At 70.0% G+C, this 25,941-nt stretch carries 16 protein-coding genes, 3 tRNA genes and 1 pseudogene; 13 read left to right on the top strand and 7 right to left on the bottom strand.

Going from position 1 to position 25,941, the window contains the following annotated elements:
- Nucleotides 1–5: 5 nt before the first annotated feature.
- The gene (hisD, locus tag ACN6LD_RS00565; protein WP_319189040.1) at nucleotides 6–1,331 is read right to left on the bottom strand and encodes a histidinol dehydrogenase; all 1,326 of its coding nucleotides are present in this window, start codon (nucleotides 1,329–1,331) and stop codon (nucleotides 6–8) included.
- A gap of 126 nt (nucleotides 1,332–1,457) precedes the next feature.
- Between hisD and ACN6LD_RS00560 the strand changes: the two genes are divergently transcribed.
- A complete protein-coding gene (locus ACN6LD_RS00560) occupies nucleotides 1,458–3,065 on the top strand; it encodes a PucR family transcriptional regulator (RefSeq protein WP_445042170.1) in 1,608 nt (535 codons plus the stop codon).
- 24 nt (nucleotides 3,066–3,089) lie between these two features.
- On the opposite strand, the gene ACN6LD_RS00555 is transcribed toward ACN6LD_RS00560, so the two are convergent.
- Entirely contained in the window at nucleotides 3,090–4,673 is a 1,584-nt protein-coding gene (locus ACN6LD_RS00555; RefSeq protein ID WP_445042169.1) for a GMC oxidoreductase, read from the bottom strand.
- A gap of 172 nt (nucleotides 4,674–4,845) precedes the next feature.
- Here ACN6LD_RS00555 and ACN6LD_RS00550 point away from each other — a divergent pair, with 172 nt between their 5' ends.
- Complete coding sequence (locus ACN6LD_RS00550; protein ID WP_445042168.1) at nucleotides 4,846–6,426, top strand: GMC family oxidoreductase; 1,581 nt, start codon at nucleotides 4,846–4,848, stop codon at nucleotides 6,424–6,426.
- 15 nt (nucleotides 6,427–6,441) lie between these two features.
- Here the strand turns inward: ACN6LD_RS00550 and ACN6LD_RS00545 are convergent, their stop codons facing one another.
- The gene (locus ACN6LD_RS00545; protein WP_319189034.1) at nucleotides 6,442–7,203 is read right to left on the bottom strand and encodes a DeoR/GlpR family DNA-binding transcription regulator; all 762 of its coding nucleotides are present in this window, start codon (nucleotides 7,201–7,203) and stop codon (nucleotides 6,442–6,444) included.
- Nucleotides 7,204–7,320: 117 nt separating this feature from the next.
- On the opposite strand from ACN6LD_RS00545, the gene ACN6LD_RS00540 reads away from it, so the two are divergent.
- From ACN6LD_RS00540 to ACN6LD_RS00515, 6 genes are all read left to right on the top strand, one after another.
- Nucleotides 7,321–8,577, top strand: a complete 1,257-nt coding sequence (locus ACN6LD_RS00540; RefSeq protein ID WP_445042303.1) for an MFS transporter — start codon at nucleotides 7,321–7,323, stop codon at nucleotides 8,575–8,577.
- Between the two features lie 100 nt (nucleotides 8,578–8,677).
- Entirely contained in the window at nucleotides 8,678–9,667 is a 990-nt protein-coding gene (locus ACN6LD_RS00535; protein ID WP_445042167.1) for an LLM class flavin-dependent oxidoreductase, read from the top strand.
- Between the two features lie 31 nt (nucleotides 9,668–9,698).
- Nucleotides 9,699–10,319 (top strand): HAD family hydrolase, encoded by a 621-nt coding sequence (locus ACN6LD_RS00530; RefSeq protein ID WP_319189030.1) that lies wholly within the window; start codon nucleotides 9,699–9,701, stop codon nucleotides 10,317–10,319.
- A 1,340-nt stretch (nucleotides 10,320–11,659) separates the two neighbouring features.
- Nucleotides 11,660–13,927 carry a LuxR C-terminal-related transcriptional regulator gene (locus ACN6LD_RS00525; protein ID WP_445042166.1) on the top strand — a complete coding sequence of 756 codons (2,268 nt, stop codon included), beginning with the start codon at nucleotides 11,660–11,662 and terminating at the stop codon, nucleotides 13,925–13,927.
- Nucleotides 13,928–14,624: 697 nt separating this feature from the next.
- Nucleotides 14,625–16,448, top strand: a complete 1,824-nt coding sequence (locus tag ACN6LD_RS00520; protein ID WP_445042165.1) for a LamG domain-containing protein — start codon at nucleotides 14,625–14,627, stop codon at nucleotides 16,446–16,448.
- A gap of 118 nt (nucleotides 16,449–16,566) precedes the next feature.
- Nucleotides 16,567–17,793 carry a hypothetical protein gene (locus tag ACN6LD_RS00515; RefSeq protein ID WP_445042164.1) on the top strand — a complete coding sequence of 409 codons (1,227 nt, stop codon included), beginning with the start codon at nucleotides 16,567–16,569 and terminating at the stop codon, nucleotides 17,791–17,793.
- A 414-nt stretch (nucleotides 17,794–18,207) separates the two neighbouring features.
- Here the strand turns inward: ACN6LD_RS00515 and ACN6LD_RS00510 are convergent.
- A pseudogene (locus tag ACN6LD_RS00510) lies at nucleotides 18,208–18,654 on the bottom strand (XdhC family protein); the annotation flags it as partial.
- 150 nt (nucleotides 18,655–18,804) lie between these two features.
- Here ACN6LD_RS00510 and ACN6LD_RS00505 point away from each other — a divergent pair.
- Nucleotides 18,805–19,482 carry a tyrosine-type recombinase/integrase gene (locus tag ACN6LD_RS00505; protein ID WP_445042163.1) on the top strand — a complete coding sequence of 226 codons (678 nt, stop codon included), beginning with the start codon at nucleotides 18,805–18,807 and terminating at the stop codon, nucleotides 19,480–19,482.
- A 123-nt stretch (nucleotides 19,483–19,605) separates the two neighbouring features.
- Here the strand turns inward: ACN6LD_RS00505 and ACN6LD_RS00500 are convergent.
- The 3 genes from ACN6LD_RS00500 to ACN6LD_RS00490 all read right to left on the bottom strand — a co-directional run bounded on the left by ACN6LD_RS00500 (nucleotide 19,606) and on the right by ACN6LD_RS00490 (nucleotide 20,013).
- Nucleotides 19,606–19,682, bottom strand: a tRNA-Ile gene (locus tag ACN6LD_RS00500).
- 180 nt (nucleotides 19,683–19,862) lie between these two features.
- A tRNA-Asn gene (locus tag ACN6LD_RS00495) sits at nucleotides 19,863–19,935 on the bottom strand.
- A gap of 5 nt (nucleotides 19,936–19,940) precedes the next feature.
- Nucleotides 19,941–20,013: transfer RNA gene (locus ACN6LD_RS00490), tRNA-Asn, on the bottom strand.
- 157 nt (nucleotides 20,014–20,170) lie between these two features.
- Here ACN6LD_RS00490 and ACN6LD_RS00485 point away from each other — a divergent pair.
- From ACN6LD_RS00485 to ACN6LD_RS00470, 4 genes are all read left to right on the top strand, one after another.
- Entirely contained in the window at nucleotides 20,171–20,476 is a 306-nt protein-coding gene (locus tag ACN6LD_RS00485; protein ID WP_319189016.1) for a YtxH domain-containing protein, read from the top strand.
- A gap of 104 nt (nucleotides 20,477–20,580) precedes the next feature.
- The gene (locus ACN6LD_RS00480; protein ID WP_319189014.1) at nucleotides 20,581–22,035 is read left to right on the top strand and encodes a xylulokinase; all 1,455 of its coding nucleotides are present in this window, start codon (nucleotides 20,581–20,583) and stop codon (nucleotides 22,033–22,035) included.
- Between the two features lie 164 nt (nucleotides 22,036–22,199).
- On the top strand, nucleotides 22,200–23,933 hold the full coding sequence (locus tag ACN6LD_RS00475) for an ABC transporter ATP-binding protein (RefSeq protein WP_445042162.1): 1,734 nt from the start codon (nucleotides 22,200–22,202) through the stop codon (nucleotides 23,931–23,933).
- The gene (locus ACN6LD_RS00470) at nucleotides 23,933–25,861 is read left to right on the top strand and encodes an ABC transporter ATP-binding protein (protein ID WP_319189013.1); all 1,929 of its coding nucleotides are present in this window, start codon (nucleotides 23,933–23,935) and stop codon (nucleotides 25,859–25,861) included. Before ACN6LD_RS00475 ends, ACN6LD_RS00470 begins: the two co-directional genes overlap by 1 nt.
- Nucleotides 25,862–25,941 lie beyond the last annotated feature (80 nt).

The raw sequence follows: 25,941 nt of genomic DNA, 5'->3' as shown, positions 1-25,941 counted from the left end.
GCGGATCAGCTCTGCTCGAAGGCGTGGTCGGCCCAGTCCAGCGGGGCCGATCCGTAGCGCGCGGCGCGGACGTCACCGGAGCGCGCGTGTCCCTCGAAGTTCTCGATGCGCGAGGCCCTGCCGCAGATCTCGCCGAGCCGGGCACTGGACCCGGCGTCCCTGATCTCCTGGTAGGTGACGGTCTTGAGGTACTTGCCGACCCAGAGACCGCCGGTGTAGCGGGCCGCGCCCAGGGTGGGCAGCACATGGTTGGTGCCGATGACCTTGTCGCCGTACGCGACGCACGTCTTGTCCCCGAGGAACAGGGCGCCGTAGTTGCGCATCCGGTGCAGGGCCTCGCGGGGCTCGGCGGTGAGGATCTGGACGTGCTCGCTGGCGTACTCGTCGGCGAGTGCGTAGGCGGCGTCCAGGGTGGGGACGACGATCACCTCGCCGTGGTCGCGCCAGGCTCGGCCGGCGACCTCTCCGGTGGACAGGCCGGGCAGCAGCTCGTCCACCCAGGCGACGGTCCGCGTGCCCACCTCCTCGGACGTCGTGATGAGCACCGTCGGGGAGTCGGGTCCGTGCTCGGCCTGGGACAGCAGGTCCGTCGCCACCACGAACGGGTCCGCGGTGCCGTCGGCGACGATCAGCACCTCCGTCGGTCCGGCGAAGAGGTCGATGCCGACCTCGCCGAAGAGCTGGCGCTTGGCCTCCGCCACGTAGGCGTTGCCGGGCCCCGCGAGCATGTCGACCGCGTCGATCGTCTCGGTGCCCAGGGCCAGGGCGGCCACGGCCTGGACCCCGCCCATGACGTAGATCTCGTCGGCCCCGGCCAGGTGCATCGCGGCGATGCTGACGGGCGGCGGGGCTCCCCGGTCCGGCGGGGTCGTGGCGGCGACCCGACCGACACCGGCGACCTTGGCCGTCAGGACGGTCATGTGAGCCGACGCCGTGAGGGGATAGCGCCCACCGGGCACGTAGGCGCCGGCTGCGCCGATGGGGATGTTGCGCTGCCCCAGGAACACTCCGGGCAGCGTCTCCACCTCGAAGTCGGTGAGGGAGTCACGCTGGGCCTGTGCGAAGCCGCGGACCTGCTTCTGGACGAAGCGCAGGTCGTCGAGGACGGTCTCGGGGACGGAGGAGACGACCGAGGCGATCTCGTCGGGTCCGAGCCGGTAGGACTCCGGACCCCAGTCGTCGAACTTCTGCGACCAGCGGCGCACGGCGGCGTCTCCGTTGGCCCGTACGTCGGCGATCACGTCCGCGACGGTCTCGACGATTTCCGGACGGCTGGTCCGTGCCGTCTTCACGGCGACAGGAGCCTTGATGGTCTTGCGTTGAGCTGACACTCTGCACTCCTTGCAGGGGTCGTGCCTGCGGGCTTGCCCTGAAGTCTGGGGAAACGGGGGATGTGACGACAGGCACAACGTGTGCAATATTGGCCGCCGGTCCTGCACACACCGAGGTCGTGGCTCATGGCTGAAGTCCTGACGGTTCGCACCGCGCTGGAACTCGAGGTGTTCTCGCGCACCACCGTGCGGGTGTATGCCGGGGAGCGGAATCTGGACCGTCCCGTGCGCTGGGTGCACACCGGGGAGATCCCGGACATCCACCGGTTTCTCACGGGTCAGGAGATGCTGCTGACGGCCGGCCTCGGCATGGGCGCGACGGAGTTCGAGCAGCGTGCCTTCATCCGGCGGCTCGCGGACGCCCACGCGGCCGTCCTCGTCATCGAACTGGCCGGGCGCATGTTCGACTCCATGCCGGAGGCGGTGATCGAGGAGGCGGAGGCCGTCGGCCTGCCCCTGGTGGGACTCGCCGACGAGATCCCGTTCGTGGAGACCTCTGCTCAGGTCCACGAGGTGCTGGTCGGGATGCGCGTCAAGCAGCTGATCGCCGAGGAGGCCACCAGCCAGGCGTTCATGGACCTGCTCCTGGCGGACGAGGACTACGTCGGCGTGGTCAGGGAGCTGGCCCGGCGCACCGGGCACCCCGTGGTGCTGGAGGACGTCGCCCATCAGACGCTGGCGTACGGCGGCGCGACGCCGGAGGCCGACCGGGTCGTGGACGAGTGGAGCGCGCACTCCCGGGCGATCCACGAACGCCATCCCTCGCTCGCGCCGCAGGACCCCGGGGCGCCCACCGCCCCGGCGGCCTCGTTCCGTGAGGTCGCGCCATGCGCCCGCCAGCCTGTGGTGCTCCGGGGCGAGTCATGGGGCTGGCTGCATCTCCTGCACGGCGGACAGCGGCCGAGCCCGCCCGAGCTGCGCACGCTGGAGCGGGCCGCCGCGGCCATCGCGATCTCGCTGCTGAGCGAACGGGAGAGCGGCGCCCGTGCCTCCCAGCGCCAGACGGCGCTGCTCAACCGGCTGCTGCTCGGCGACATCACGGGAGAGCGGTTCGTGATCCTCGGCCTGGCGCTCGGCCAGGACCTGCGCGGGCGGGACCTGATCGTCGTCACGGCTTGGGCGGGGGACGAGGAGACCGTCAAGGACCACGTCCTCGCCCGTCTGTTGCAGGAGGCCGGCTGGCCCGCCGTCGTGGGCGACACCGGGGACTTCGACGTGGCGGTCGTGGGCCTGCCCACCCGGACCGACGCGGACCAGGTTCGGCCCCTGTTGGCCGATCACGGGGTACGGGCCGGCATCAGCCGCGTCGTGGAGCCGGCGGCACTTCCGCTGGCGCTGCGCCAGAGCCGCAGCCCCGCGTCCGTCGCGGCGGCCGCCTCGACCACGGAAGTGCGTCACTTCGACGACCTGGGGGCCCTGCGTCTCCTCGTCGCCCTGTCCGAGGGTCCCGAGCTCAGGCGTTACGTCGAGGACGAGCTCGGTCCGCTCCTGGAGCACGACGCACTGGCGAAGAACCCGCTGCTGCCCACCCTGCGGACCTTCCTCGACTGCGGCGGCAACAAGGCGCGGGCGGCGGAGGAGCTCTTCATCCAGCGGCGCACCCTCTACCACCGCCTCGACAGGCTCTCCGAGATCCTCGGTCTCGACCTCGCGCAGGTCAGCCACCAGCAGCGGCTGCAACTGGCCGTACGGGGACATGACTTGCTGCGCAAGCCGACACTGCGGCGGACCTGACCGACCGCCCTTGCCGTCGCGAGGTCAGCCCTTCGTCGCCCTGGCCAGGGACGGGGCGATCCGCAGCGCGTTCGCGCCGATCGTCAGGGCCGGGTTGAGCGCCGCGGAGGACGGGAAGAACGACGAGTCGGCCAGCCAGAGGTTCTCGACGTCATGGCTGCGGCACAGGGGGTCGAGCACGCTCCGGGCCGGATCGTGACCCGCCACGGCCGTTCCGCACATGTGGGAGTTGGTCTCGATGCCCATGCGCTGGGTGAAGATCAGCGGATAGCCGGACCTGCGGACCGCCCGGGTCACCCGGCGCACGAGTTCGTGGTGGGGCGCGAGGTTGGTCGGGGTCCAGTCGATGAGGATGCGGTCGCCGTCCACGCGTACCCGGTTGTCCCGGGACGGGAGGTCCTCGGTCGTCAGGTAGATGTCGAGGCTCCTGGCCGCCATGAGCTTCAGGGCCCACGTCGGTGCCCACGGACGTGCGGGCTTGAGCATGGGGGCCTGCAGCTTGCCCAGCATCTGGAGGTTCCCGAGCGGGAAGCGCGTTCCCGGTCCGGCTTCGTAGAAGTCGTTCAGGCCGAGCGTCTTCTGCCACTTGGTGGGGTTGGTCCGCAGCGGGTTCACTCCGACGAAGAACGTGCTGTTGTGGACCATGTAGTTGCGGCCCAGCAGCCCGGACGAGTTGCCGAGCCCCCGGGGGTGTGAGTCGCCGCCCGAACGCAGCAGCAGCGCGGCCGAGTTGACGGCGCCTCCGGCGAGGGCGAAGGTCTTGGCGTTGATCCGCAGGACACGGCCCGCGTGCCGTGCCTCGGCGGCGACGACCTTCCGGCCGTCGGGCGAGGTGATCAGGCGGGTGATCTCCGTACCCGTGAGGATCTTCACGCCGTCGCTCAGCGCGGGAAGAAGGAGCCGGTTCTCGGCGTCGGACTTCATACCGGTCTCGTCCGGACAGCCGTCGGCGGTCGTCACGGCGGCACGATCGGCCTGCGTGCTGATGTTCAGGGCGTTCGGGGTGTGGAACGGGTGCAGGCCCTGCCTGCGCAGCGACCGGGAGAACCTCTCGATCTCCGGTTCGTGCCGGAGCGCCGGATACGGGTACGGCTTGGAGCGGGGCGGCTCGGTCGGGTCCTCACCGGTCTGCCCGTGCACCTGGAGCAACTCCTCCATGGCGGTGTAGAAGGGCTCCAGGTCGTCGTAACCGAAAGGCCAGGCGCGCGACACGCCCTCGTGGTGTTCCACCTCGGTGAAGTCGCTGCGCCGGAAACGCGGCAGCATGGCGCCGTAGAAACGGGTGTTTCCGCCGACCCAGTAATACACGCCGGGCGCGAACGGTCTGCCGCTGCCGCCGTCGTACCAGTAGCCGGCGTTTTTGTACCTGCCCTTGATGTACATCTCGGTCGGCTGTGAGTTCTCGGGTTCACGTGGGAGGAAATGGCCCCGCTCCACGACGAGTACGTCGAGACCGGAGTCCTTCAGCGCCCAGGCCAGCGAGGATCCGCCCATGCCGGAGCCGATGATCAGCACATCGGCGCTGATCTCCTCGGCGGCGTCGGCTGAGACGAGGGCATCGGGCCGGAGCGCCGGGGGCGTGTAGTCATGACGGACCGGGTCGGACATGGGTCGGGGTCCCCTCTTTGCCGCGGTATTTCGAAGAGAGCCTAAGCAGCGGCCCGAATACAGCCCATGCACGGAATGGGTAACGACTGCCGCCCGAGTTGCTCACTTCGTGCATGTGCTGAGCATGCGTCGCGTCTCTAATCTCTCCCAGGAAGCAGCTCTTGGAGGCGAAATGGACAGGGAAACATACGATTACGTCATCGTCGGGGCCGGATCGGCCGGCTGCGCGGTGGCGGCCCGGCTGTCCGAGGACCCGGATGTCACGGTCGCGCTGATCGAGGCGGGACCGCCGGCCCGGGGCCGCCTCTTCGAGATCCCCGCGCTGTTCTCGCAGCAGCTCAAGACCGCGTTCGACTGGGACTTCGAGACGGAACCCGAGCCGCGTCTCGGAGGCCGCCGCGCCTACCTGCCCCGCGGCCGGGCCATCGGCGGCACCAGCTCGATGAACACGATGCTGTACGTCCGCGGGCATCGCTACGACTACGACACGTGGGAGCGGCTCGGCAATCCGGGCTGGGGGTACGACGACGTCCTGCCGTTCTTCAAGAAGTCCGAGGACAACGAGCGCGGGGCCGACGACTTCCACGGCGTCGGCGGCCCCCTCACCGTCAGCAACCCCAACTCCGTCCACCCGCTGCTGACGGCGTGGGTCGAGGCGGCCCAGGACGCGGGCCACAAGTACAACGCGGACTTCAACGGGGCCGACCAGGAGGGCGTGGGCTACCACCAGGTCACGCAGCGGAACGGCCTGCGGTGCAGCAGCGCGATCGCGTTCCTGGAGCCGGCCGCGGGTCGCCCGAACCTCACCGTGCTTCCCTCGACGACCGCCCTGCGCCTGAGCTTCGAGGGCTCGCGGGCCGCCGGCCTGGAGGTCGACCACCTCGGAGCCGTGCGGACGATCCGGGTCGACCGTGAGATCGTGCTGTCCCTCGGGGCCTACAACTCGCCCCACCTGCTCCTCCAGTCCGGCGTCGGTCCGGCCGACGAACTGACCGCCGGAGGGATCACCCCGCTGCACGACCTGCCTGACGTCGGCCGGAACATGCAGGACCACACCGGGTGCTTCATCAGCTTCTTCAGCGACGCCGAGCCCCTCCTGGGACCGGACACCTCCGCGGAGGAGCGACTCCTGCGCGAGCAGGGCACCGGCCCGATGGCGTGGAACGAGACCGGCGGCTTCTTCAGCTCCGGCGACGACGTGCCCGCCCCGGACATCCAGGTCCACGCCGCCCTGGGCATCGTCCGGGGCGAGGGTCTGGCCGCTCCGCTCGAGCCCGGAATGTCGTTCGGCCCCTATGTCGCCCGGCCGGCGAGCCGCGGCTCGGTACGGCTGCGGCACTCGCACCCCTACGCCAAGCCGCGCATCTTCCACAACTACCTCGACGACCCCGACGACAGGCGGCGGCTGCGGGAGGGCGTCCGGCTGTGCATGCGCATCGCCCGTGAACAGCGGCTGACGTCCCTGCTGGGGTCGGATCTGCGCGGGGCCGCCGAGGCCGGACTCGCCCCGCTGTCGGACAGCGACCAGCACATCGACGACTTCATCCGCACGCAGTCGTTCTCCTTCTACCACCCGTCGGGCACCTGCATGATGGGCAAGGTCGTCGACCATGAACTGCGGGTGCACGGGCTGGAGAACGTCCGCGTGGCGGACACGTCGATCATGCCGACCCTCGTCACGGGGAACACGAACGCCCCCGCCATCATGATCGGCGAGCGGGCCGCCTCCTTCATCCGGACGTCGGCGGGCTGACGCCGGGGCGCGAGGTCAGGCGGTCCGGACGACGGTGCCGCCGCCTTCGAGCGCGGCGACCTCGTCGGCGGCCGCGGTGGCGTCGGTGACGAGGGTGTGCAGGAGAGTCGCGGGGCCGACGTAGGCGTACGCGGTGTGGCCGAGCTTGCTGCCGTCGGCGGCCGCGAGGACACGTCGGGCGGAGGCGATGCCCGCCTTCTTCACCGCGGCGTCCTCGAGGTCGTAGGCGGTCAGGCCGTCGGCCGCGGTCAGCCCGCAGCAGCCGATGACGGCGGTGTCGAAGCGCAGGGCGGCCAGGGAGGCGAGGGCGAGGGGGCCGGTGAGCGCTCCTTCGCCGGCGCGGGGCTGCCCGCCGGGCACGACCAGCGTGGCCGGGCCGGGCGTCTCGGCGAACAGCTGGATGGCCTGCAGGGACAGGGGCATCACGGTGACAGGCCGCTCGCGCAGGAGGCGGGCGACCTCCAGGCAGGTGGTGCCGCTGTCCAGCAGGACGCTTTCGCCGTCGGCGACGAGCGCGCAGATCTCGGCGGCGATCCGGCGTTTGGCCTCGACCGCGTCACGGGCGCGCAGCGCGAAGGGGGGCTCCTCGCCCCGCAGCAGGAGGGTGCGTGCCCCGCCCCGGACGCGTTCGAGGACGCCCTGGGCGGCGAGGGTGTCGAGGTCGCGCCGGATGGTCATCTCCGAGGCGCCGGTCAGCTCCGCGAGTTCCTGGACCGTGGCGGCCCCGGAGTCCCTGACGACCTTCGCGATCAGCCCGTGCCGGTCTGCGTTGCTCATAGCGCGATTGAACACCACCAAGAAACGAACAATCAACTTGTTCATTCTCCCGACTTTCAAACACTCCAAATGTTCGTTATGGTGGTCTGCATGGAACGTTCCCTGCGAGCCGCCCGCATGGCGACCTATGTCTACTTCGTCCTGTACGGCACCCTGCTGGGCACCTGGGTGGTGCACATCCCGGCGATCGAGGAGCACGTGGGCATCAGCCACGCCGCACTCGGCGGCCTGCTGGTGGTGCTCGGACTCGGGGCCTTCGTGGGCATGCAGGTGGCGGGTCCGCTCACCGATCGCCTCGGCGCCCGCACTGTGGTGCCCGTCGGCGGCGCGCTCTGCGGCACGACCCTGTTCCTGCCCGGTCTCGCCCACGATCCGTGGACGCTGGCCGCCGCGCTGCTGGTCTTCGGCTTCTGCAACGGCTGTCTGGACGTGAGCATGAACGCCCACGCCGTGCACGTGGAGAAGGCGTACGGCCGACCTGTCATGTCCGGTTTCCACGCCACGTTCTCCGTCGGCGGTGTCCTCGCCGCGCTCGCAGGAGCGGGCGCGGCGAGCGCCGGCCTGCCCCCGGCCGCGGCCATGGCCGCCATGGGAGCCGCGGGCGTCGTGGTCGCCCTGACCACGGCACGCGCCCTGCTGCCCGCCGCTCCCGCCGTCGAGGGCCCGGACTCCACCGAGGAGACCGGAACGTCACCGGCCGTCGAGGGCCGCGGCACCACGGGCCGGGTCTGGCTGCTGGCCGTCCTGGCGCTGATGGTCATGCTGTGCGAGGGCGCCGCCAACGACTGGAGCGCCCTGCACCTGAAGGACGTCCTGGGCGCCTCCGCAGGCACGGCGGCCTTCGCCTACGGCACCTTCGCCGCGGCCATGACCATCGGCCGACTGCTCGCCGACCGGTTCGCCACCCGGTTCGGCTCCCTGGCCATCCTGCGCCACGGCGCGGCCATGGCCGCCGTCGGCATCACCCTGGTGGCCCTCGGCCCGTGGATGTGGGCCGCGTTCACCGGCTGGGCGCTGTTCGGCCTGGGCCTGTCCGGCTGCGTCCCGCAGCTGTTCAGCGCGGCCGGGCACGCCGACCCCTCCGCCGCCGGAGCCAGTGTCTCCCGCGTCGCCGGACTCGGCTACGTCGGCATGCTCGCCGGCCCCGCCGTGATCGGCTGGCTGACCCACGTCGTCGCCCTCAACCACGCCTTCGTGCTGTTGACCCTGCTGTGCGCGACCACCGCCGTGGGCGCCGGCGTCCTGCGCACCGGCTCCGACCGCACCGGCTCCGACCGCACCGCCCGGACCGGACCGGCCGCCGACCCCACAGGCCGAACCGAACCGGAAGCCGACCACACCCGCCACACCGAGACCGCGGCCTGCCGCCACTGACCGCTTGTGCGGCACGGTCCCTGACAACCGTGCCGCACAAGCTCTCCTCCCCGGGTCACCAGGGCCGGGATGGAAACCCGCCTCGCCGAAGGAGCCCCCGATGTCCGATTCCCGCACACCGTCCACCCGCCGCCGTGTCGGTGTCATGCTGCCGCTCGATCTCCCCGTCGGCGAGGTGCTGCCTTACGTCCGGCGTGCCGAGGAGCTGGGATTCGACCAGGTCTGGGTGGTGGAGGACCTCGGTTGGCGCGGCGGTGTCGCCCAGGCCGCCACTGTCCTGGCTTCCACCACGAACCTCACCGTCGGCATCGGGATCATGCCCGCCGGCGCCCGCAACGTGGCCTTCGCCGCGATGGAACTGGCCACCCTCGCCCAGCTCCACCCCGGCCGGGTCATCGCGGGCATCGGCCACGGCATGCCCGGCTGGATGCGCCAGGTCGGGTCCTGGCCCGAAAGTCCCCTGACGCTGATCAAGGAGTACGCGAGAGCGCTGCGGCTGCTCGTCGCCGGTGAGCCCGGCCCCGCGAACGGCCGGTACGTGCGCTGCGAGGGCGTGGTCCTCACCGAGATCCCGGACACCGTGCCCCCGGTGATCCTGGGCGTCCGTGGCCCCAAGTCGCAGGCGGTCGCGGGCGAGGTCGCCGACGGACTGCTCCTGGCCGAGCCCGCCGCCCCCGGCTACATCACCGCCTCCCTGCGCAACCTGGGCCCCGCCGCCGCGAACTCTCCGGAGATCGTCGTCTACGACGCCGCCGCCGTGGACGACGACGAGGAAGCAGCCCTGACCCGGGTCCGCGCGACCCTGGAGTCGGTCGGCGAGCCGCAGTGGGCCGCGCACATCGACCCGCTGCCCTTCGCCGAGGAGCTGCGCGCACACCGTGCCGCGAGCGCCGATGCCGGACACTTCGCGAAGACGATGCCCGCCGAATGGGTCCGTGCGCTCAGCATCGCCGGCACCCCCGCCCAGGCCCGCGCGGCGATCGACGCCCGCCACGCGGCCGGCGCGACCAGCGTCGTCCTCGCCCCGGCGGGCCCCGACCGCCTGGCCGCACTGGACTCGCTCGCCCGCGCGCTGCCCGACCGGCACTGACCCGAACACCCCGAGACCCCGAGGAATCCGTATGTCCACCGACCGCCGCCGCATCGTGCTCTTCGACCTCTTCGGGGTCATTGCCCGCCACCAACGCCCGGGCGCCCTGGAGAAGATGGCCGCCCACTGCCACACCTCCCCCGACGCCTTCACCACGGCCTACTGGGCCCACCGCCCGCCCTACGACGCCGGCCGGCACACCGCGTCCGCGTACTGGACGGACGTACTGCACACGCTGTTCCGCGACGCCGACGCCGACACGATCGAAGAGCTGCGGCTCATCGACATCGACAGCTGGGCCCGCGTCGACGACGACATGGTCGCCTACGTGCGCACCCTGCGGGACCGCGCCCGGGTCGCCCTGCTGTCCAACATCCCCGCGGACCACGCGGACGCCTTCCTCGCCGCCCAGCCCTGGCTGAACGACCTCGACCACGTCGCCTTCTCCGGACGGATCGGAGCCGCCAAGCCCGACCCGGCCGCCTTCCGCCACAGCGTCACCGCCCTGCACGCCGCACCCGCCGACTTCCTCTTCGTCGACGACCGCGAGGAGAACGTCCGCGCGGCGCAGGCCGTCGGCATGAACGGCCACGTCTTCGACAGCCGGGCCGAACTCACGCCCGTCGTCGACGCGTGGCTGCCCTCCCGATGAGCGACGCTCCCCCGCCTCCGCTCTGAGCTGCAACACCAGGCGCGCCACACGCTCGACGGCCCATCACAGGTCACTCTGACCTGCGCAGACGTATCAGCCCACCGGCTGCAGGACGGTGTCGTGGGTGGGCTGTGCGAGCGTCTGGACGTTCGACTGACGCCGACGGCAGCGGAGTCGAACTGACGAGCAGGGGATTCAGCCCCGTAGACCAACACCCGGAATCCGCACCCCAGATGTGACGTTTCCGCAGGTCAAAGACCTGCACAGGTGGGGCGGGTGGGACTCGAACCCACGGCCGACGGATTATGAGTCCTTTGGGGATCTTGGCGGCCTTTGCTGGTCCACGCTCATTCATGACGCTTTTGCAGGTCAGAAGGGGCGGGCCGTGTCGACACCCCTTCGCCTTTGTCAGTCTGTTCCTGCCCTTGTGTCCCGACTGCGTCCCGACACCGCCCAGACTGGGCGACGCCAGTACGCCCGGGGCCGTGTCTCCCGGCCGTAAACGGTATTTACTCCAGCGTTGTTCCACAGTGCGCACGTGGTATTTGCGCTGCCCGTCATTCAAGTACAGGCCTAGGTCGGATGCCACACGGGAGACAGCGGCAGCCACACTTTCCGCTGTCTTCGCCTGCCAGGCCTGCCGGAAGGGTTGCCGTTGGCGCCCAGCGGCGGCCCGCCGACATAGGCCGTCAACAGCGTTGTTGATCTCGGTCATCAGTGCTCGGCCGCAGGCGGACCAGTCGTCTGCGGTGACAGGAGCCTCTTTCGCGCAGGCGTTGCTTGTCCAAGTGTTCCATCGCGCTGTGGCGTCCCGGGAGTGCTGGAGCGTCAGGGCGGCGGCCGCCGCGATCACTGCGAGGGCCGGCACGGCGATGCGCGCCGCCCGGCGGCTGGTGCCCCCACGGAGGCAAGAGCCGTTGGAAGGTCAATCCGCTGCGGGCAATTTGGAGCCCCATCCCCGAGCCGGCGGGATCGGCTCCATGCCATTTCGAGTCCTCGACAGGCCGTTGCCATAGGGCGCCCCGTTCCTCATCGCCGACTGGGCGGCTGTGGAGGCTCTACTGGTCGGTGCGACGCGCGCTGCCCTCCTCTGCGGCTCCGTGACGAAGTCCCGGAGTCCCGGGGCCTGAATTCGCGCGGAAGGAACAGCGGCAGTGCGGAAGGAACAGCGGCAGCAAGGCACGGCACTGGCCATGCCCTCGACCCGCCCGGCCGCCAGTGCTCTCTGTGACTGGACGAGTGCTTTCGGTGAGCACCTCGTGGGTCGACCCTCGCATCGCATATAGGGATAATCTCCTTGGCGAGCTGCTCTGTGAGGTGGCTGCAGGGAGGTGAGAGTTGTGACCACAGTGGCGTCACGCACGGGGAATGTGCCCGCGGCGTTCACCAGCTTCGTCGGCCGGCAGTCGGAGGTCTGTGAGGTCAGCGGCCTGCTGGGGAAAGCTCGGCTGCTGACGATCACCGGGCCGGGCGGGGTCGGCAAGACGCGGTTGGCACTCGAGGTGGCTGCCGGGTTGGCGAAGACCTTCCCGGACGGGGTGTGGCTGGTGGAGTTGGCTCCGATTGAGGAGCCGGCGGCGGTGGCGGATGCGGTCGCGACCGCCCTGGGCGTGCCGGACCTGGGCGCCCGGCCCGCCGTGGAGCGGCTCGCGCGGTATCTGGCGGAACGCCGGGTGCTGGTGGTGCTGGACAACTGTGAGCAGGTGGCCGGGGTCTGCGCCGAGCTGGCGAAGGTGCTGCTCTCCGCCGCCCCTGAGCTGCACATCCTGGCGACGAGCCGCCATACGCTGGGCGTCACGGGCGAGCATGTCTTCGCGGTTCCGCCGCTGTCTCCGCAGGACGCGGCCCGCCTGATGGAGGACCGGGCCGCCGCTGTCCGGCCCGGGTTCCAGGTGAGCGACGCGAACAGGGCCCAGGTCGCCCGGTTGTGCGCTGATCTGGACGGACTGCCACTGGCGATCGAACTCGCCGTGTCCCGGCTGCGCATCCTTACGGTCGACCAGATGGTGGAGCGGTTGGAGGACCGGTTCGCACTGCTCAATGTCGGCAGCCCGACCGCCTGGCCACACCAGCGCACGCTCCGGGGGATGATCGACTGGAGCTATGAGCTGTGCGCTCCGGTCGAACGGCTGCTGTGGAACCGGCTGTCGGTGTTCGCCGGGGGTTTCGATCTGGACGCGGCGGACGGCGTCTGCGCGGGGGACGGGATCGCGGAGCGCGAGGTGTTGGATGTGCTCGACCGGCTGGTCGTCCAGTCCGTCGTGCTGACCACCGAGACCGAGGGCCTGCCGCGCTACCGCCTGCTGGAGACCATCCGGCAGTACGGGCGGGAACGGCTCGCGGAATCCGGGGAGGAGGACACGCTCCTGCGTCGGCACCGCGACTTCTTCCTCGCCCTCGCCCAGCGCATCCACGAGGGCTGGTACGGCCCCGGCCAGGTGCAGGATCTGGCCCGACTGCGTGCCGAGCACCCCAACCTGCTGGCGGCCCTGGGCTGGGACACCGACCCTCAGGCCAGGCTCGCGCTGGCCGGTGCGCTGGCCTTCCACTGGATCGTCGGCGGATTCCTCACCGAGGGGCGCCGACAACTCGACCGCATTCTCGCGGCGGCGCCCGAGCCGACACCCGTGCGGGGCCAGGCGCTCCTCGCCGCCATATGGGTGGCGCAGACGCAGGGCGATCTGGTTGCTGCCGACCGGTGGCTGGACGAGGCCGAAACACTGGCTGAGCAGCTGGGCGACCCGTCGCTGCGCGCCCAGGCGAGTGGCTTTCGCGGCATATCAGCCCACTACCGGGGGCGACCCGAGGAGAGCCTCCCCCGCTACGAGGAGGCCCTGGCTGCCCACACGGCGCTGGGCGATGAGCGTGAAGCGATGAGTTGGCTTCTCTCGCTGGCCAACGTCCAGGCCTATGCCCAGGACCCCCGTGCGGCGGCGACGGGCAGGAAGGTGATCGCCGCCTTCGAGGCGCGCGGGGAACGGTGGGGGCGCGCGCAGGCGCTGATGGCGCTGGGCCACTACGCCTGGGCCCGCGGTGACCGGGAGGAGGCCAAGGCGCTGGCCCGGTCCGCGCTGGAGAACATGCGGGGCTTCAACGACCACCCGATGGTGGCGCGGATGCTCGAACTCCTCGCCTGGGCCACCGCCTCCGGCGGCGATCACGGTCGGGCGGCCCGGCTGCTGGGCACCGCGGCTGCCCTGTGGAGAGCGGCCGGTACCGACATCTCCGCTTTCGGCCCGTACATGGCCGAACAGCACACACGCTCCGAAAAGGCGGCTGCAGAAGCCCTGGGTCTGGCCGCGTACGCGCAGGCGCTCGCGGAAGGCAGCCGCCACGGCACCACGCCCGGCCGGGCCGTTCAGTACGTCCTGGACCCCGCTGATGAGCCGACCTCCGCAGCCGCCGGCCCCGGCCCGCTCACGCCCCGCGAGCGCGAAGTGGCGGCACTGGTCGCCAAGGGCCTGAGCAACCGGCAGATCGCCTCGAAGCTCGGGCGTTCAGCGCGCACGGTCGACGGCCACGTCGAGAACATCCTGACCAAGCTCGACTTCGGCTCCCGCGCCCGGATCGCGTCCTGGTGGACAGCCAACCAGACGCCCACCCCGTAGGACCACCCCGTAGAAATACCCAGGCCTGGGACGGGGCCCGGTGGGCAGAAGTACCCGTTTCCCTTGGGCGGACCCGCACCGATCCTGTCCGCATGACTCACACCACGGCAGGCTCTCCTGCGCCAGGAGCTTCCAGCCGTCAGCCAGGGACGCGCCTGAGGCCTCTGCAACACACCGATGGCGATCAGCGAAGAGCCGTGGCGGGAACAGACCCTGCCGTTCCTTCCGGGGGCATGACAGCCTCGGCCTGGTTCGTCGCCGCCACGCCCGGGACACGGCGGCGGAACGGACCGAGGCAGGCGTTTTCCGTGCCGCGCTGCACGCGGCCCCCGGCCCGCCGTGCGATTGCCGCACGGCCTTCGTGTATCCGGCCGTGTCGGCCAACCCCGTCCGCGGGTGCTTAGTGCCCCGACAGGCAACGTTCGCCCCGTCGCGACGCCCGGCACGCTCCCCCAGGTTCTCGGCTGCGCTCGAGCAGGGGGACCCCCATGACGCCGCTCCTTGACGGGCAAACGTTGCCTGCCACGGCACTGGCAGGAGCATGCCGCCGCGCCTTCCCGTATGCGAATTCAGAGCGGAGAGAGGGCCTTCTCCGCGCTTCGCAGCCTCCTGCCCGTTCTCGGCTTCCCACCGCCGGGTGCATTCAGCAGTCGTCGTATCGGGCGTCTGCTCATCGCTTTCACGCGAAAGGAAAATCATGGAAAGAACCGAAGCGGCCGACACGGGGCAGGTGACCGCCCGCCCCCTGTCTGCGCTGCGTCGTCGTCTTGCCGCGCCGGCGGCCTCGCCTTCAGTCCGCGCAGGTGCCCGGCCGTGGCGGCGGGTGTCCGCCGCTGTCGTCGCCGCCCTGTCCTTGGTGCTGGCGCTGGTCGCGGGCTTGCTGGCGACCGCCGGGTCTGCGCAGGCCGAGATCACCGATGGTCTGCTGCTGCGCTACAAGCTGGACGAGACGTCCGGCACGGTGGCCCACGACTCCTCGGGCAACGGCCGTGACGGCACGGTCAACGGCGCCGCGGGCTGGGGCGGCGACCAGGGGCTGGCCTTCAACGGCTCCAACACGTACGTCAAGGTGCCGAACAACATCATGTCGGGGCTCAGCTCGATCACCGTCTCGTTCGACGTGTGGATCGACCCGACCATGGGCAAGCCGTACTTCCTGTACGGGTTCGGCAACACCAACGGCACCAGCGGCAACGGCTACCTGTTCTCCACCGGGAACCAGTTCCGCACCGGGATCACGCTGAGCGCCTTCCCTGCCGAGCAGCAGACCCGGCCGGGAACCTCGTACCAGCTGGCGCGCGGCATGTGGAAGCACGTGACGTACACGCAGACGGGCAACACCGGCATTCTGTACGAGAACGGCGTGGAGAAGGCCCGCAACACCAACGTGACGATCACCCCGGGCGCGATCGGCGGCGGGACGACGACGGCGAACTACCTCGGCCGGTCGCTGTACTCCTCGGACCTGTACTTCCACGGCCGGATGCGGGACTTCCGCGTCTACAACCGGGCCCTGTCCGCCACCGAGGTGGACTGGGTCTCCACCGGGACCGCAGAGCAGTGGGAGCAGTTCCAGGCCCTCGCTTCCTACAACGGCGCGCTCGCGGTGTTCGACGACCCCAACATCGGACCGGTGATGATCTTCCCGTCCGACTACACCGGCGACATGGACAACCTGCAGATCCCGCCGCTCTGGAGCAACGAATTCGGGCAGTCCCCCACCTCCTGGCCCAAACCCACCACGACGGCGAAGAGCCCGCAGTTCACGGTCGCCCAGATCACCGAGATCCAGGACGCGGTGTACGCGGCGGTACAGCCCAACGGTGACACCACCTACCAGCTGAACGTCTACTACGACGCGATGCACGACGAGGTGGTGGCGGAGACCGACGCCCCGGCCTCGGTCACCGATCCGCTGGCCGCCAAGTACGCGGGCAAGCTCGTGCTCAAGGCCTATCCGGGCTACACCCCGCCGCCCGGCACGTGCACTCCGGAGCAGAGGACCACGGGCAGGGAAGTGTCGGGGACCGCCGCGCCGGCGGACGATTTGCGGGATGCCGCGACGAAGCTGCAGTGGGAGCAGGTCCAGGCCCTCGCCGACTACAACTGCGCCCTCGCGGCGTTCGACGACCCCAACATCGGACCGGTGATCACCTTCCCGTCGGACTACACCGGCAACATCGACGACCTGCAGAAGCCGCCGGGGTGGACCTCCTCCTACGGGGACGTCCCGGCCGAGTGGCCCACGCCCACCACGGCGAAGAGCCCCCAGTTCACCCTCGCCCAGATCATCGAAGTCCAGGACGCGGCCCTGCGACTGGCCCAACCCGACGACGGTTCGACGGTCTACAACCTGTCTGTCCACTACGACGGGATGCGCGACCAGGTGGTGGTGGAAACCGACGCCCCGTCCTCGGTCACCGATCCACTGCTGGCTGCCTACCCGAACCAGGTCGTGATCCAAGCGGTCACAGCACCCACGCCGGTCGACACCACCAACAGCTCGAACACCGTCGCATAGGCGACCGCTCAACCGCCATCCGCGCCGTTACCGGCGCGGTCAGAAAGGACACTCGATGAGGATTCCCCTTTCCAGGGAATTCCGCGGAAGACACTGCAGCGGCAGCGGTCGAACGCGGATGAAGTTTCTCTTGCCGATGCTCGCGGTAGCCATGCTGGCGGGCATGCTCGTCACACTCGCGACACCGGAGCCCGCCTCGGCGGCGGTGGAGGACTACCGGCCCGCCACCTACAACATGCAGGGCGGCGGAAACAAGTGGACGACCGATATCCCGCAGATCCTCAACAACGGCTACAACGTGGTCTCGCTGCAGGAGACCGGCCCTCGGCCACCGGGAAGCGCCGTTTTGGAGTGGACGTCCCGCTACCTGAGCGACAACAATCAGTGGGCAGGCTGGCGTGTACAGCGATGGCGGTGGCGGCCGCAGGGTCAGAGCCACGACTGGCACATCTACTGGGTGCGTACCGACTTCAGTAACAGCAGCCGGGTCAACATCGCCATTCTGACCGACCAAGCGGTGAATCAGGTGCACATCGCCCGGCCCGCCTTCTACGGGAACAACGGACTTCCGACGTCCCGGCCGGCGCTCGGCATCACAGCGGGCAATACGCTCTTCTTCAGCGTGCACGCGCTGGCGAGCGGAGGCGGCGATGGCGCGGGGTTGCTGCAGAGCATCTCCGCGATAGCGGGAAACCGCATATGGGCCGCGATGGGCGACTGGAACCGTGAGCCGCGCAACCTCACGACCCGACCCGGTTGGCACAGGTACATCACCGGCGCTGCCACCCACCAAGGTGGTAGGGAACTGGACTACATGGTGTCCAACGAGCGGATCGCCGGCTACGGGGGCGTCGCCCGTGGGTTCGGATCCGATCACTTTGCCGTCATGTTCCGCCGTCTGGCCGCGAACGCGGACGTCTATCTGCGCAACGCCCACGACGGCAACCGCTACCTCGAGGTGGGCGACTGGATCGGAAACTCGGTGACGAACGGCCACCCATATCCGGATCGCAACGCCAACGAGTCCTTCAAGTTCGTCCCCCGCGGCAACGGCCTGTACAACATCACAACCAGCCGCGGTTTCTGTCTTGACGCAAATTTCGGGGATCTGCGCCAGTACGGCTGTGACGGCAGCTTGGACCAAATGTTCGATATGGACTACTGGAACGACAGTGGCCAGCTGAAGATCAAGTCGGTCAAGAGGGGCACCTGCATCGGCGACGACGCCCGTTACGGATATGGATCCGGCTTCTTGACCACCATGGCCTGCAACAAGGGCGAGGCCAGGTTCAACTTCCGATTCGACCGCGACCCCGGACCGAACGCGCCGATCGTGGTGTTCTAGCGGCACCCGCCGTGCGGGCGCACCGTCCGGTCAGGCACAACTGAAAACCAGGTAGGGGTCCAGGGTCACCCGGACCCCTACCCGCACTTCACGCATCCGGCTGTACGAGCGGCACGGGCGCCCGGCGCCGACTGATCACTGTCTGTGGCCGGACCTGCAGAGCCTCGCCGAGGAGCCCGGCTGTTGGCGCCGCCTCCTGGCGCCACCGGCCCACCGCCGCCCCGCGGACCTGGCCGAGGTCGCCGCCGGCCGCACGCCCTGGTCTTGAGCGCCAAGCTCGCGCAAGTGCTTCGGCGTACCCACCAGGGCCGGGCCCGCGCCGTCCTCAGTGTCGTGGCACCCCGCGGTCACCAGTCCACTCGACGACGCGCACGCACGCGGCCAGAGCCCGGCGCAGGCAGACTTCGTAGTCCTTCAGCCGGTACAGGACCGGATCGCGCAGGGGCGCCCGGCGTACGGCCAAGTGCCTGTGGCTTGGCCGCTGCGGGTGGGCTCCGAGGAAGCCGGCGACCTTGGTCGCGAATGACTGGTCGCGGCCGGGTGGATGGGGCCCATGCCGCTGGACAGGGACCGGCCGGTGCCGTGGTGGGTGTGGGCGATGATCTCGGCTGCGATGGAGATGGCTGTTTCCTCGGGTGTGTGGGCGCCGAGGTCGAGTCCGATCGGGGGGTTGAGGCGGCTGTGTTGTTCCGTCGTGATCCCTGACTCGCGCAGCCGCTGGTTGCGGTCCTCGTGGGTACGGCGAGAGCCCATGGCGCCGATGTATCCGACGGGGAGGCTCAGCGCCAGGCGCAGGAGTGGGATGTCGAACTTGGCGTCGTGGGTGAGGACGCAGATCGCGGTGCGGGCGTCCACCTCGGTGGCGGAAAATCGCAGTCAATAAAACATCCGGCTCCGTGTTCGCCGTGCCGGATGTACGCGACATGTGAAAGCCTTGGCGGTTACCTGCGGAACCCTCGCCCTGTCCGAACTGGCTGATCACGAACGCCCAGGGCCCCGGGGAGAGTCACGTTGATCACGGGATGGCGTGGAGGGTCAGGACGGCCTCGGGTTGACCGTGCGCGCGTCGGGCGCTGGCGGTGTCTGACCCGCTCGTGGTTCCGTATCTCCGCGCAGATCGTTGAAGTCGCCTACCGGCAGTACGACGAAGCCCCGAAGCAGGACAGCGTCCGCACCGTCACCCTCGACTCCCAGACTCGCGAGCTGTGGCGAGAATGGCGGACCACCCAGGCCAAGGAGCGTGAGCAGTGGTCTGGAGAGAAGGCCTGGGTCGAGAGCAACCGAGTTTGGACCCATGAGAACGGCAAGCCCCTGCACCCCGACTGGATCAGCCGACGGTTCAACCGGCTCGTGGAGCTGTCCGGCCTTCCGCCGATCCGCCTGCACGACACGCGGCACCTGTCCGCCACGCTGGCGCTCCTCGGCAAGGCCGACATCAAGGTGGTGCAGGAGCGGCTCGGGCACAGCTCCCGCCAGATCACCTCGGACACGTACACGAGCGTCCTGCCTCAGCTCATGACCGCCGAGGCAGAGTCGACGAGCGCGGTCGTGCCCCGGTCCCCGCAGAAGAAGGAGAGGCCTGCGAGGGAGGCACGCGGCAAGCCTGAGCCCGAGTCAGAAGAGGGCTCCGGCGAGAGGCCCGGGGCCGATGAGGATGAACCGAACGAGGCGTTGCGTCCCGCCGCGTGACCAGCGTCCCCAACTTGTCCCCACGATCATGAAAATGTGATCAAGTAGGGCCGCCAAGATCCTGCCGTACCCACCCCTGACCGACTAAGCGCCTGGTCAGAAGGTTTCTTCCCGCGTAGCAAGTGGTGGGGCGGGTGGGACTCGAACCCACGGCCGACGGATTATGAGTCCGCTGCTCTAACCGGCTGAGCTACCGCCCCATAGCGGCGTGTCGCGTACATGAGTGCGCGCCGTCTGCCGCAGCATAGCCGCTCATACGATCTCACGCTCCGGCTGGTCGACCTTGCCGCGACCGCGGGGACGGCACCCCTGGCCTGCACGGTTCCCACCGGTGTGACACCACATGAAAAAGGACCCCCATGGGGTCCTCGTTCACGATGCTCCCCCGACTGGACTCGAACCAGTAACCTGCCGGTTAACAGCCGGCTGCTCTGCCAATTGAGCTACAGGGGACCGAGCTCCCCCGACTGGACTCGAACCAGTAACCTGCCGGTTAACAGCCGGCTGCTCTGCCAATTGAGCTACAGGGGAATGCCTCGTCGCATCGAACGTGCCTAGCTGGGTATTCGCCAGGAAGCGCTCGCTCGCTGCGACACATACATTAGCGCAAGCAGGGGGGTGCTCCGCCAATCGGTTCCCCCCGGCACCGGTGTCGTGCCAGGGACCTACTCGAGGAAGGGTGGCCGTCATGCGCTACAAGCTCACGTTCGTCGTCGGACTGGCTGTCGGTTACGTACTGGGCACGCGCGCCGGGCGCGAGCGCTACGAGCAGCTGAAGAAGTCGGCGCGGCAGGTCGCCCAGAACCCCGCCGTGCGCAACACCGCCGAGACCGCCGCCCACCAGGGCCGCCAGTACGCGGGCAAGGCGTACCACGCGGTCAGCGACAAGGTCGGCGACCGGATGCCGGAGTCGGTGGCGGGCCGGGTGCGCTCGCTGCGCGACCGCAACGTCAACGGCGCGAGCGGGGACGACTGGGGTACGAGCAACACCTGACGACCCTCCGGTGACGGCGGACGGCGGCGCCGTTCGGCGGTTCCGCCCGCCCGGGAGACGACCGACGGCCGCATCCGGGCCCGGCGTGCGGCAGAATTTTCGGCATGGGGATAGTCGCCGGGTTGGACAGTTCGCCCGATTTCACTCGTATCGTCGTCTGCGACGCGGACACCGGAGCCGTGCTCCGGCAGGGATACGCGCCGCATCCGGTGGAAGGCGCCGAGGGTGGCGGCCGGCCGTCCGACGTCGACCCGCAGGCCTGGCTGCTGTCCCTGGGTGAGGCCGCGGGCGGCGGGCTGCTGGAGGGCGTGCAGGCCATCGGCGTGTCCGCGCAGCAGAACGCGGTCGTGCCGCTGGACTCACAGGGCAACACCGTGCGCCCGGCGATGGTCGGCGGAGACAAGCGGGCGCAGGTCGCGGCGGCCGATCTGGTCGACGCGCTCGGCGGACGCGAGGCGTGGGCGCAGGCGGTGGGGTGCGTGCCCCAGGCGGCGCAGCCGGTGACGAAACTGCGCTGGCTGGCGAAGAGCGAGCCGGAAGCCGCCGCACGCAGCGCCGTGCTGCTGCAGGCGCACGACTGGCTGGTGTGGCAGTTGCTGGGCCGGCCGGTGCGCAGAACCACCGACCGCGGCGGGGCCTCCGGCACCGGGTACTGGTCGGCCGCCACCGGCGGATACCGGCCGGATCTCGTCGAGCTGGCGCTCGGACACCAGGCGATGCTGCCGGAGGTGATCGGGCCCTCCGACGCGGCCGGGACGACTCCGGAGGGACTGCTGATCTCCGCCGGGACCGGCGAGACGATGGCGGCGGCGCTGGGCCTCGGGCTGGGGATGGGCGACGCGGTGGTGTCGCTCGGCGCCTCCGGGTCCGTGATGGCGGTGCATCCCGAGGCGCTCGTCGACCAGAGCGGGATGATCACCTCACTGGCCGACGCGACCGGCATGCATCTGCCCGTCGTCACCACACTGAACGCCGTGCGGACCCTGCGCGGCGCGGCCGAGCTGGTCGGGGCGCCCGATCTGGACGCGCTGTCGGACCTGGCGATGAAGTCGACGCCGGGATCGCACGGCCTGGTCATGCTGCCGTACCTGGAGGGCGAGCGGACGCCGAACCTGCCGCACACGGCCGGCACACTGGCCGGGCTGCGACGCGAGTCGATGAAACCGGAGCACTTCGCGCGGGCCGCCTTCGAGGGCATGCTGTGCGGGCTCGCGGACGCGCTGGACGTGCTGCGCGGCCGGGGCGTGGACGTGCGGCGGGTCTTCCTGCTGGGGGCGGCGGCCGAGCTGCCGGCGGTGCAGTCGGCGGCGCCCGCACTGTTCGGGGCGCAGGTCGTCGTGCCGCAGCCGGCCGACTACGCGGCCATCGGGGCGGCCCGGCAGGCCGCGTGGGCGCTCGGGGCCTCGCAGGGCACGCTCGACCCGCGGACGCCGCCCGCCTGGCAGGGAGCGGCGGCGCAGGTCCTCGACCCGGGTGAGGACCTGGCCGTGGGTCAGGCGGTGCGGCAGCAGTTCGTCTCCGTGCGGGAGCAGACCCATCCCGGAGCTTTCCGGTCATGAGTGTGCAGATGGGTGCACAGCGGGCACCTGATGGCCGGGAAAACACTGCTGTCGGCTTAATCGGTTGAGGTAACACGGGTGGGGTGTCGGACGATAGGGGCCAGGGGCAACCAATGCCCTCCCGGCTACCCCGTGCCCCTCCCGCCGACTCCGAGAGACGTAGCGTGCTCATACGACTTCTGCGGACCTATCTCAGGCCCTACAGGAAACCCATCGCTCTTCTGGTGCTGCTGCAGTTCCTGCAGACCTGCGCCACCCTCTACCTGCCCACCCTGAACGCGCACATCATCGACAACGGCGTCGTCGAGGGAGACACCGGATACATCCTGACGTTCGGCGGCGTGATGATCGCCGTGTCGCTGGCGCAGGTCGTGTGCAACATCGGCGCCGTGTACTACGGCGCCAGGACCGCAGCCGCTCTCGGCCGGGACGTGCGGGCGGCCGTCTTCGACCGGGTGCAGTCCTTCTCCGCCCGGGAGCTCGGCCAGTTCGGCGCGCCGTCGCTGATCACCCGGACGACCAACGACGTCCAGCAGATCCAGATGCTGGCCCTGATGACGTTCACGCTGATGGCGTCGGCGCCCATCATGTGCGTGGGCGGCATCGTGCTGGCGCTCGGCCTGGACGTGCCGCTGTCCGCGGTGCTCGTCGCGGTCGTGCCGACCCTGGGCATCTGCGTGACGCTGATCGTGCGCCGGCTGCGGCCGCTGTTCCGGTCCATGCAGGTGAAGCTGGACACCGTGAACCGGGTGCTGCGCGAGCAGATCACCGGCAACCGGGTGATCCGCGCGTTCGTGCGGGACGAGTACGAGCAGCAGCGGTTCCGGGAGGCCAACGCCGATCTCACCGGCATCTCGCTGAAGACCGGCAACCTGCTGGCTCTGATGTTCCCGGTGGTCATGACCACGGTGAACCTGTCGTCGATCGCGGTGGTGTGGTTCGGCGCGCACCGGATCGACAGCGGCGGGATGCAGATCGGCGACCTGACCGCGTTCCTCGCCTACCTCATGCAGATCGTGATGTCCGTGATGATGGCCACCTTCATGTTCATGCAGGTGCCGCGTGCGGAAGTGTGCGCCGAGCGCATTCAGGAGGTGCTGGACACCTCGTCGTCCGTGGTTCCGCCGGCGGCTCCCGTCACCGAACTGCGGCGGCACGGGCATCTGGAGATCCGGGGCGCCGGGTTCCGTTATCCCGGCGCCGAGGAGCCCGTCCTGAAGGCCGTCGAGCTGGTGGCCCGCCCCGGTGAGACGACGGCCGTGATCGGCTCGACCGGCAGCGGCAAGTCCACGCTCCTCGGGCTGGTGCCACGGCTGTTCGACGCCACCGAGGGGGAGGTGCTCGTCGACGGGGTGGCCGTGGACGAGGTCGACCCGGTGCTGCTGGCGAGGACCGTCGGTCTCGTGCCGCAGAAGCCCTACCTGTTCGCGGGCACGGTCGCCAGCAACCTGCGGTACGGCAATCCGGACGCCACCGACGAGGAACTGTGGCACGCGCTGGAGGTGGCCCAGGCCAAGGACTTCGTCAGCAAGCTGGAGAACGGCCTCGACTCCCCCGTCGCGCAGGGCGGCACCAACGTCTCCGGCGGTCAGCGGCAGCGGCTGGCGATCGCCCGCACGCTCGTGCAGCGGCCGGAGATCTACCTGTTCGACGACTCCTTCTCGGCCCTCGACTACGCCACCGACGCGGCGCTGCGGGCGGCGCTCGGGCGGGAGACATCCGAGGCCACCGTGGTGATCGTCGCCCAGCGGGTGGCGACCATCCGCGACGCCGACCGGATCATCGTCCTCGACGAGGGCCGGGTCGTCGGCACCGGCACCCACCGCGAGCTGATGGCGGACAACGAGACCTACCGGGAGATCGTGCTCTCCCAGCTTACGGAAGCGGAGGCTGCCTGATGGCCGGGCCCATGGGGCGCATGATGGCCGGCGGAGGTCCCGAGAACCGCTCGCTGGACTTCAAGGTGTCCGGCAGGCGGCTGCTCGCCCGGTTCCGGCCGGAACGGCTGACGCTCTGCCTGATGCTGTTCTGCGTGGTGCTGAGCGTCGGCCTCAACGTGGTGGGGCCGAAGATCCTCGGCAAGGCCACCGACCTCGTCTTCGCGGGCATCGTCGGCCGGGAGATGCCGGCCGGGGCGACCAAGGAGCAGGCCCTCGACGCGATTCGGGAGCGCGGTGACAGCGGTGTCGCCGACATGCTCAGGAGCACCGACTTCACGCCCGGCAAGGGCATCGACTTCGGCTCGGTCGGCGAGGTGCTGCTGGTCGCGGTCGGGGTGTTCCTGGTCGCCGGGCTGATGATGGCGGTGGCGACGCGCCTGGTCAACAGGACCGTCAACCGCACGATGTTCCGGATGCGCGAGGACGTGCAGACGAAGCTGTCGCGACTGCCGCTGTCGTACTTCGACAAGCGGCAGCGCGGCGAGGTGCTGTCCCGCGCGACCAACGACATCGACAACATCGGGCAGACCCTCCAGCAGTCGATGGGGCAGCTCATCAACTCGCTGCTGACGATCATCGGCGTGCTGGCGATGATGTTCTGGGTGTCGTGGCTGCTGGCGCTGGTGGCTCTCGTCACCGTGCCGCTGTCGGCGGTCGTCGCCACCCGGGTGGGCAAGCGGTCGCAGCCGCACTTCGTGCAGCAGTGGCGCTCCACCGGCAAGCTCAACGCGCACATCGAGGAGATGTACACCGGTCACAACCTGGTGAAGGTGTTCGGCCGTCAGCAGCAGTCGGCCGAGCAGTTCGCCGAGCAGAACGACGCGCTGTACGAGGCCGGGTTCAAGGCGCAGTTCAACAGCGGTGTGATGCAGCCGCTGATGATGTTCGTGTCGAACCTCAACTACGTGCTGGTGGCGGTGGTCGGCGGGCTGCGCGTCGCGTCGGGCTCGCTGTCCATCGGCGACGTGCAGGCGTTCATCCAGTACTCCCGCCAGTTCTCGATGCCGCTGACGCAGGTCGCGTCGATGGCGAACCTGGTGCAGTCGGGCGTCGCCTCGGCCGAGCGGGTCTTCGAGATCCTGGACGCGGAGGAGCAGGAGGCGGACCCGGTGGCCGCCCAGCGGCCCGAGGAGCTGCGCGGACGGGTGGCGCTGGAGGGCGTCTCCTTCCGCTACGACCCGCAGAAGCCGCTGATCGAGGACCTGTCGCTGACGGTGGAGCCCGGCCACACGGTCGCCATCGTCGGCCCGACGGGCGCCGGCAAGACCACGCTGGTGAACCTGCTCATGCGGTTCTACGACGTCTCCGGCGGACGCATCACCCTCGACGGCGTCGACATAGCGCGGATGTCCCGTGCCGAGCTGCGCGCCGGGATCGGCATGGTGCTGCAGGACACCTGGCTGTTCGGCGGCACCATCGCGGAGAACATCGCGTACGGCGCGTCGCGGGAGGTCACCCGGGGCGAGATCGAGGAGGCGGCGCGGGCCGCGCACGCCGACCGGTTCGTCCGCACCCTGCCCGACGGCTACGACACCGTGATCGACGACGAGGGCAGCGGGGTCAGCGCGGGTGAGAAGCAGCTGATCACCATCGCGCGGGCGTTCCTGTCCGACCCGACGATCCTGGTGCTCGACGAGGCCACCAGCTCCGTCGACACCCGCACCGAGGTGCTGATCCAGAAGGCGATGGCGAAGCTGGCCCACGGCCGCACGTCGTTCGTCATCGCGCACCGGCTGTCGACCATCCGGGACGCCGACACGATCCTGGTGATGGAGAACGGCTCGATCGTGGAGCAGGGCGCGCACAGCGAACTGCTGTCGGCGGACGGGGCCTACGCCCGGCTGTACAAGGCGCAGTTCGCGCAGGCGGTGGCGGAGGTCGACTGACCGGGGACGTGCGCGCGGCCGGCCCTGCGCCGTGCCGTGCCGTGTCGTGGGGGCCGCTCGCAACGGGTGACGGCGGGCGG

Source organism: Streptomyces sp. SAS_272 (assembly GCF_052543235.1).
Note: the sequence above shows the minus strand (reverse complement) of the source record. Positions and strands in the feature narration are given on the sequence as shown.

Coding starts and splice junctions, on each gene's coding strand:
- ACN6LD_RS00560 (WP_445042170.1), top strand. CDS start 1,458: ATGGCTGAAGTCCTGACGGTTCGCACCGCGCTGGAACTCGAGGTGTTC.
- ACN6LD_RS00555 (WP_445042169.1), bottom strand. CDS start 4,673: ATGTCCGACCCGGTCCGTCATGACTACACGCCCCCGGCGCTCCGGCCC.
- ACN6LD_RS00550 (WP_445042168.1), top strand. CDS start 4,846: ATGGACAGGGAAACATACGATTACGTCATCGTCGGGGCCGGATCGGCC.
- ACN6LD_RS00545 (WP_319189034.1), bottom strand. CDS start 7,203: ATGAGCAACGCAGACCGGCACGGGCTGATCGCGAAGGTCGTCAGGGAC.
- ACN6LD_RS00540 (WP_445042303.1), top strand. CDS start 7,321: ATGGCGACCTATGTCTACTTCGTCCTGTACGGCACCCTGCTGGGCACC.
- ACN6LD_RS00535 (WP_445042167.1), top strand. CDS start 8,678: ATGTCCGATTCCCGCACACCGTCCACCCGCCGCCGTGTCGGTGTCATG.
- ACN6LD_RS00530 (WP_319189030.1), top strand. CDS start 9,699: ATGTCCACCGACCGCCGCCGCATCGTGCTCTTCGACCTCTTCGGGGTC.
- ACN6LD_RS00520 (WP_445042165.1), top strand. CDS start 14,625: ATGGAAAGAACCGAAGCGGCCGACACGGGGCAGGTGACCGCCCGCCCC.
- ACN6LD_RS00515 (WP_445042164.1), top strand. CDS start 16,567: ATGAAGTTTCTCTTGCCGATGCTCGCGGTAGCCATGCTGGCGGGCATG.
- ACN6LD_RS00485 (WP_319189016.1), top strand. CDS start 20,171: ATGCGCTACAAGCTCACGTTCGTCGTCGGACTGGCTGTCGGTTACGTA.
- ACN6LD_RS00480 (WP_319189014.1), top strand. CDS start 20,581: ATGGGGATAGTCGCCGGGTTGGACAGTTCGCCCGATTTCACTCGTATC.
- ACN6LD_RS00470 (WP_319189013.1), top strand. CDS start 23,933: ATGGCCGGGCCCATGGGGCGCATGATGGCCGGCGGAGGTCCCGAGAAC.